1 protein-coding gene is annotated in these 467 nt (G+C 63.4%); it reads right to left on the bottom strand.

All coding sequences use genetic code 11. From position 1 onward, the window contains the following. Window positions 1–23: 23 nt before the first annotated feature. The coding region (locus tag KW842_RS27190) for an aminotransferase class I/II-fold pyridoxal phosphate-dependent enzyme (protein ID WP_218307308.1) at window positions 24–467 on the bottom strand (444 nt) is incomplete at its 5' end.

Genomic DNA, 467 nt, shown 5'->3' with positions numbered 1-467 from the left:
CGTCAAGCCCGCCTCCCGACTTCTTACCTATGAGCGTTGAGCGAGATGACGTTGTGCATCGTCTCGTCGGCGGTCGACAGGAATTTCTTGATGTTGCGCGCCGCCTGGCGGATGCGGTGCTCGTTCTCGACGAGAGCGAGGCGCACATAGTCGTCGCCCTGTTCGCCGAAGCCGATGCCCGGAGCGACCGCGACATCCGCCTTCTCGACGAGGAGCTTCGAGAATTCGAGCGAGCCCAGATGACGGAACTTCTCCGGGATCTTTGCCCAGGCAAACATCGTCGCTGCCGGCGGCGGCACTTCGAAGCCGGCCTTGCCGAAGCTGTCGACCATGACGTCGCGGCGGCGCTTGTAGATATTGCGCACTTCGGCGATGTCGCTGCCGTCACCGTTCAGCGCCTGGGTGGCGGCCACCTGGATCGGCGTGAAGGCGCCATAGTCGAGGTAGGATTTCACGCGTGTCAGGGC

Source organism: Duganella sp. sic0402 (assembly GCF_019219065.1).
GTDB lineage: Bacteria > Pseudomonadota > Gammaproteobacteria > Burkholderiales > Burkholderiaceae_D > Rugamonas.
The sequence above is the reverse complement of the archived record's forward strand: the minus strand, read 5'-3'. Positions and strand labels throughout refer to the sequence as shown.